This is a genomic window from Flavobacterium sp. (genome assembly GCF_043760115.1).
GTDB lineage: Bacteria > Bacteroidota > Bacteroidia > Flavobacteriales > Flavobacteriaceae > Flavobacterium.
This window is the reverse complement of the sequence record NZ_JAYUPK010000100.1, coordinates 1-6,370: the sequence shown is the minus strand read 5'-3', so window position 1 is coordinate 6,370 and position 6,370 is coordinate 1. Positions and strand designations below refer to the sequence as shown.

General features: G+C 27.1%; 6 protein-coding genes. 3 read left to right on the top strand and 3 right to left on the bottom strand.

Annotation, left to right across the window (positions count from 1 at the left end; genetic code table 11):
* Window positions 1–102 precede the first annotated feature (102 nt).
* Entirely contained in the window at window positions 103–783 is a 681-nt protein-coding gene (locus ACH2BC_RS08715) for a ComF family protein (protein ID WP_395053607.1), read from the bottom strand.
* A gap of 113 nt (window positions 784–896) precedes the next feature.
* On the opposite strand from ACH2BC_RS08715, the gene ACH2BC_RS08710 reads away from it, so the two are divergent.
* Window positions 897–2,441: a glycine--tRNA ligase gene (locus ACH2BC_RS08710; RefSeq protein ID WP_395053606.1), complete on the top strand. Its 1,545-nt coding sequence runs from the start codon at window positions 897–899 to the stop codon at window positions 2,439–2,441.
* 73 nt (window positions 2,442–2,514) lie between these two features.
* Here the strand turns inward: ACH2BC_RS08710 and ACH2BC_RS08705 are convergent, their stop codons facing one another.
* Entirely contained in the window at window positions 2,515–3,087 is a 573-nt protein-coding gene (locus ACH2BC_RS08705) for a DUF3575 domain-containing protein (RefSeq protein ID WP_395053605.1), read from the bottom strand.
* Window positions 3,088–3,168: 81 nt separating this feature from the next.
* Entirely contained in the window at window positions 3,169–3,486 is a 318-nt protein-coding gene (locus tag ACH2BC_RS08700; protein WP_395053604.1) for an ArsR/SmtB family transcription factor, read from the bottom strand.
* A gap of 796 nt (window positions 3,487–4,282) precedes the next feature.
* On the opposite strand from ACH2BC_RS08700, the gene ACH2BC_RS08695 reads away from it, so the two are divergent.
* Together ACH2BC_RS08695 and ACH2BC_RS08690 are read left to right on the top strand one after the other, a co-directional pair.
* Window positions 4,283–5,338 carry a LytTR family transcriptional regulator DNA-binding domain-containing protein gene (locus ACH2BC_RS08695; protein WP_395053603.1) on the top strand — a complete coding sequence of 352 codons (1,056 nt, stop codon included), beginning with the start codon at window positions 4,283–4,285 and terminating at the stop codon, window positions 5,336–5,338.
* A 52-nt stretch (window positions 5,339–5,390) separates the two neighbouring features.
* On the top strand, window positions 5,391–6,053 hold the full coding sequence (locus ACH2BC_RS08690) for a response regulator (protein ID WP_395053602.1): 663 nt from the start codon (window positions 5,391–5,393) through the stop codon (window positions 6,051–6,053).
* Window positions 6,054–6,370 lie beyond the last annotated feature (317 nt).

Genomic DNA, 6,370 nt, shown 5'->3' with positions numbered 1-6,370 from the left:
TTGTAGTTTTGAAAATGGTCTTACAAAACGCAAATATTTATTTAAATTTGTTTTACATATTCCAATATACAAATATAAATTATTACTTGTAAATAGTTGTTTTTACTGCGTCATTGCCATACAAACAATACTAATTTTTGAACCTCGAATTTTTAATAATTCTCTAGCGCAAGATTCTAATGTTGCTCCAGTTGTAATTACATCATCAATTAAAAGAAAATGTTTGTTGTGCCATTTTTCATCAGTATTAGTTTTAAAAACACTCGATGTAACATCACTTCTATCAACAATATTTTTTCTAACTTGAGTGTCAGAATATATAATTCGTTCGAGAATACTTTCGTTAAATTCTATTTTTAAACTTGTAGATAATGCTTTTCCAAATGTGGAAACTTGATTGTAACCTCGTTTTTTAAATCGTTTTTTGTGTAACGGAACAGGAATTATAAAATCTACATTTTTAATTTCTGGAATATTTTTTAAATCTTCTGCATACCAAAAACCTATTGCTTCACCAATTTCTTGATGTCCTTTGTATTTTAATTTATGAATTAGTTCTTGTACAATTCCTTTTTTATGAAAATAGAATAAACTTGAAGCAAATTCAACCGGAATTCTACCATAAAATCTGCTAAAAACTTCATTATTTTTAGTGTTGTGATGGTTTGTAAGCGGAATTTCATAACGGCAAGTAGTACAAATTACAATTTCATTTTCTAATAAAAACGAATTACATCCAGCGCAAGCTTTAGGAAAAAATAAATTCAATAGATTTTTAAACATAAATGGCATTTCAATTCGTGAAATTAGTAAGAAATATTCCTAATAATCTATAAAAATATAAAAATCAACGATTGTATAGTCAATTCTATTACTTTTTATATTTTTGCAGTATTATGGCAAAACAAGAAGATAATTTTAAGAACGTAATTTCGCACGCTAAAGAATACGGATTTATTTTTCCGAGTAGCGAAATTTATGATGGTTTAAGTGCGGTTTATGATTATGCACAAAATGGTGTTGAATTAAAGAAAAATATCCGCGAATATTGGTGGAAAGCAATGGTGCAAATGCACGAAAACATTGTTGGGCTTGACGCTGCAATATTAATGCATCCAACAACTTGGAAAGCTTCGGGTCATGTTGATGCTTTTAACGATCCATTAATTGACAATAAAGATTCTAAAAAAAGATACAGAGCCGACGTTTTAATTGAGGATTATGCCGAAAAATTAAATATTAAAGCCAAAAAAGAAATTGAAAAAGCTAAAATTCGTTTTGGTGACGCATTTAACGAACAGGAATTTATAACAACCAACGCTAGAGTTGTAGAATATTTGTCTAAAGAAAGAGAAATTCTAGAAAGAATGGCTAAATCTCTTGGCGATGGCAATCTAGAAGATGTAAAAGCATTAATTGAAGAACTAGAAATTGCTTGTCCCGATTCGGGTTCAAGAAATTGGACCGAAGTACGTCAGTTTAACTTAATGTTTGGTACAAAATTGGGTGCTTCTGCCGATTCTGCGATGGATTTATACTTGCGTCCAGAAACGGCACAAGGAATATTTGTAAACTTTTTAAATGTTCAAAAAAGTGGCAGAATGAAAATTCCGTTTGGAATTGCTCAAACTGGAAAAGCATTTAGAAATGAAATAGTTGCAAGACAATTTATTTTTAGAATGCGCGAATTTGAACAAATGGAAATGCAATTTTTTGTAAAACCAGGCGAAGAAATGAAATGGTATGAATACTGGAAAACAACACGTTTAAACTGGCATTTATCACTTGGATTAGGAAGAGAAAATTATCGTTTTCATGATCATGAAAAATTGGCTCATTATGCTAATGCTGCTGCCGATATTGAATTTAATTTTCCGTTTGGATTTAAAGAATTAGAAGGAATACACTCAAGAACCGATTTCGATTTAAAAGCGCACGAACAATTTTCTGGTAAAAAATTACAATATTTCGATACCGAAGAAAATAAAAATTATGTTCCTTATGTTGTAGAAACTTCAGTTGGATTGGACAGAATGTTTTTGGCAGTTTTTGCAACCTCCTTAAAAGAAGAAACGCTAGAAGATGGATCAACAAGAACGGTTTTGCGTTTGCCAAGTGTTTTAGCACCAACAAAAGCTGCAGTTTTACCTTTGGTAAAAAAAGATGGACTTCCAGAATTGGCTCAAAAAATAATTGAAGATTTAAAATGGGATTTTAATGTTGCTTATGATGAAAAAGATGCTGTTGGAAGACGTTATCGTCGTCAAGATGCACTTGGAACTCCATTTTGCATCACTGTAGATCATCAAACATTAGAAGACAATACAGTTACAATTCGCCACAGAGATTCTATGAAACAAGATAGAGTTGCCATTGCCGATTTGCGAAGTATTATAAATAACGAAGTTTCTATGCGTAATTGGTTAATGAGAACGGTTTAAAATAATAAAAACTTTTTTATATAAAAAATTCCACTAAGATTGTAGTGGAATTTTTTTTGTTCTTTAGTTAAGGTTAAAATCTGTATCCTACAGTAATTCCAATTTTTCCAGTTATTCTATTATAATCAGAGTTAGGAATATTTGAGCTTATAGATAGATTTCTACCAATACCTGCATTTAATTCAAATAAAATATTACTTTTTGTGTACCACTTTCCACCCAAACCAATTCCTAATGCAAATGCGTTTATATTTTCTTCTTTGGTTGTAAAAAACCCAGATCCTGTATTTGGATCATAAAAATAGGTGGAATTATCAACATTTACTTTTTGATATAATGAAAATCCTTCAACAAAAAATCCAGATACTGGTTTTTTACCAAAATACAATCTGTAATATGGTGATATTGCAAATGCGGTATTAATGTCACTATCATTAGAATCTAAAATAAAAGCAACTGAAACTCCAAATGCCGATTCTTCATTAATAGACCTTTCATAAGTGCCTTCAAAAACTCCTAAGATTCCATATAAAGCATTAATTTTAATTTCATTTTTTTTAAAATCTAGAATTTCTTTAGCAGCTTTTTCTTGAGAAAACAATGTTTGAATACTTAAAATACTCAATAAAATAATAATTTTTTTCATATTGATTGATTTAATTAAAAATCAAATATAAATTTTAAATTTAATTATGTACTAATTTTAACACAAATAATTATAATAATTTTAATCTTCACGAGGTAAGTTAATTTCAGATAACATAAACTCTTTAACTTTTAACCAAGTTTTTAGGTTTAAAGAATAGTAAATGTTGTTTCCTTTTATCTTTCCAGTTATAAGTTTTACTCCTTTAAGCTCAGAAAGGTGTTTGGAAACAGTAGATTGTGCCAATGGTAAAACTACTTGAATTTCTCCGCAATTAGATGTTGGGTTGTCCATTAAAAACTGAATTATTTTTAACCTTGCCGGATTTCCCAATGCTTTTAAAACATCAGCCATTTCATTGATTTTAAAGGCAAAACCCATTTTTTTTGTAATTCCCATATTGCTATTTATAGTTTTTTAAAAGCTAACAAAATTTATATTTAATTTGATGCATTTGAATTATAAATCATTCTTTATTTTGTAACTATTTAAATTTTATAATTAATTATGCAAATTTACTCCAAATTTAGAAAATAATATTGAATTTCAAATTGCTTATTAATTTAGCAAAATTTAATAAATATAATTCGTCTTTATTTTAGTTAAGTATTCCAAATATTGGTTTAAACTGAATATTTTATATTTGTACATCGATATATATAGTTTAAGATTGTGACTCATCAGTTTTTTGATAATTATTCTTTATTTACTTTTTCTAATTTTAAATCCAAAAAATCTCTTATTTGGATGCAAACTACATTAATTTTCAGATTTTCATACAAATTTTTAAATATCTAAAATATCTAATTTCTAAATTTTTAATTTTTTATAAATTTATACTAATTAATTGATATATATTATTTTATAAAGTTATATTTAATCTTTAAATAGCTATTTGGCAATGTGTTTTTTAAGCAGAATTAAAATTTCTTAAAAATATTTATTTGTAAGAAAAAATTACAATAAATTTGCTTTTTATCGAGTATATTTTCCGTTAAACTATGTTTCCTTTATTGTTAAGGCATTGTTAATACAAAATTTTAAAACGCTTTGTAAAAACTACTATTTTAGTACAGTGAAAAAAGCTTAATTTATTAAGTTTTTTAACAAATAGTCCCAAGCTATTATAACTTAACCAAAACAAACCTTAACTAAGTTTAAAAACTAATGCTTTACCCCAAAGAAGTAAAGCAATTTGAAGAATTTTAGATTTGTAATTATTGATGATGACCAAAGTAATGGTTTGAAAACACGTGCTATTGCCGAAAGTTTTCAAAACCTGCATTACTTAGCATCGGCGATGACTTATGATGACGGAATTGATTGCGTTTTAGAAAACAATCCAGATTTAATTTTCTTAGAAATAGATCCAACAGACAAAGAATCTAATTTGTCTTTTGGTTTTATAAATGAATTACATCGCTATTTATCAGTTGTTCCTAAGATAATTATTACTACCAAAAATGATTCACTTTGTTTAAATGCATTTAAATATGGAGTTTTTGACTATTTTATAAATCCTATTGAAATAAAAGAATTAAGAAAATCTATTTTTAGATTAGAAAAAGAAATAAGTTCTAATTTGGTCGTTGCGCCATTAATTACTTCTCATAATATTGTTTCTACCACTTCAATTCCGCAGCAAGTTTCAAATCTTGTTTATAATGATGATAAATCAAATAAGGAATTTAAAATAGATGCTTTATTTACAGAAAACACAGTAGAAGCGATTGACACAACAATTGAAGAACCAATTATAGAAACTAATGATCTAGTAAGCGAAGAAGAAACTAATATAGAAGACCAAATAGAAGCTGTAGAAATCGAAAAAATAGAGCAAAACACTTCTATAGACGACAGTAAAGACGTAACTTTTTTACATACAGAAAACACAACCGAAAAACCATTGATAATTTGTGTAAAATCGTATGGAGATTACCGTTATATTGAAGCAAAAGACATTTGTTATTTGCAAGCAGATAATAATTCGACCGATATACATTTAAACTCAGGTGAAATGATTACGGCTTTTAAAACCTTGAAACATTTTGAAGGTGTAATGACTTATCCATTTGTTAGAATTCACAACAGTTATATTGTAAATATTGATTTTATTTCAAGAATTCATACTGGTAACACGGTTTGCCATATAAAAAACACCACAACTAAACTTCCGTTTTCTAAATCTTATAAAGAAAATATTGATGCTGTAATTACTACAATTGCATCAGGAAATTACTTAGAGATATAATTAAGATTTTATTTTTCAATAATTTATTATAGTTTCACACAAATATTATATTATGAATTTAAAAATTTTAATGATTGACGATCATCCACCAATTATTGAAGGTTACAAAGCAATTTTATCCTATAATGAAATGGGTTATAAAATTATAACCACTGCTGCGCATAACTGTAAAGAAGCTTATGATATAATTACATCTACATCAGATCAAAATGTATTTGATATGGTTTTTATAGACATTACATTACCATTATATCCAGAAAAAAATCTAAATTCTTGTCAAGATTTAATTTTTTTTATTCAGAAACAGTTACCAAATACTAAAATTATAGTGTTAACATCGCATACAGAATCGTTTTTACTGTATTCTATAATAAAAGAAAACAAACCCAACGGATTATTAATTAAAAACGATATTTCTGCCCAAGAATTTTTAGTTGCCTTTTCAACAATAATGAACGGAACAACGTATTACAGTAAAACAGTACTTGATTTAAAACTTGAAAGCGCAAATAAAACCAACTATTTAGACAATTATAACAGACAAATAATTACTTTATTATCGCAAGGAATTAAAACTAAAAATCTTGGTGAACATCTTTTTTTGTCTAATAGTACAATAGAAAAAAGAAAAGTTGTAATAAAAGTTTTTTTAGGAATAGAAAAAGGTAATGATGAAGATATACTTCGCGAAGCTAGAAACAAAGGACTTATTTAACCTATTTCAGGTTAGCTTTTCATAAAAAAATAAAACAAAAACATCATTTTATGAAAATGTGTGGAAAAACCGTAATTTTTATTAAAAATAACTACTTAGTTTTACCAAATCATAATAAAGAAAAAAAATGGGTTAAAACAGTAAGATTGGTAAAAAATGGGCTTACCACCCAAAAGTGGCACAGTATAAAAATGCTTTTCTAATTTTTATAACTTATATTACAGAAAGCTTTTATTTATTTTAGAGGTTTGTTATTAAATAAAAGCACGACTAAACCAACCAAAAAAAAGCAGCCCTAACTTTTATATGTTTTCGAC

Excerpts from the sequence above, each read along its gene's own strand:
- ACH2BC_RS08715 (WP_395053607.1), bottom strand. The coding sequence starts at position 783 with ATGTTTAAAAATCTATTGAATTTATTTTTTCCTAAAGCTTGCGCTGGA.
- ACH2BC_RS08710 (WP_395053606.1), top strand. The coding sequence starts at position 897 with ATGGCAAAACAAGAAGATAATTTTAAGAACGTAATTTCGCACGCTAAA.
- ACH2BC_RS08705 (WP_395053605.1), bottom strand. The coding sequence starts at position 3,087 with ATGAAAAAAATTATTATTTTATTGAGTATTTTAAGTATTCAAACATTG.
- ACH2BC_RS08700 (WP_395053604.1), bottom strand. The coding sequence starts at position 3,486 with ATGGGAATTACAAAAAAAATGGGTTTTGCCTTTAAAATCAATGAAATG.
- ACH2BC_RS08690 (WP_395053602.1), top strand. The coding sequence starts at position 5,391 with ATGAATTTAAAAATTTTAATGATTGACGATCATCCACCAATTATTGAA.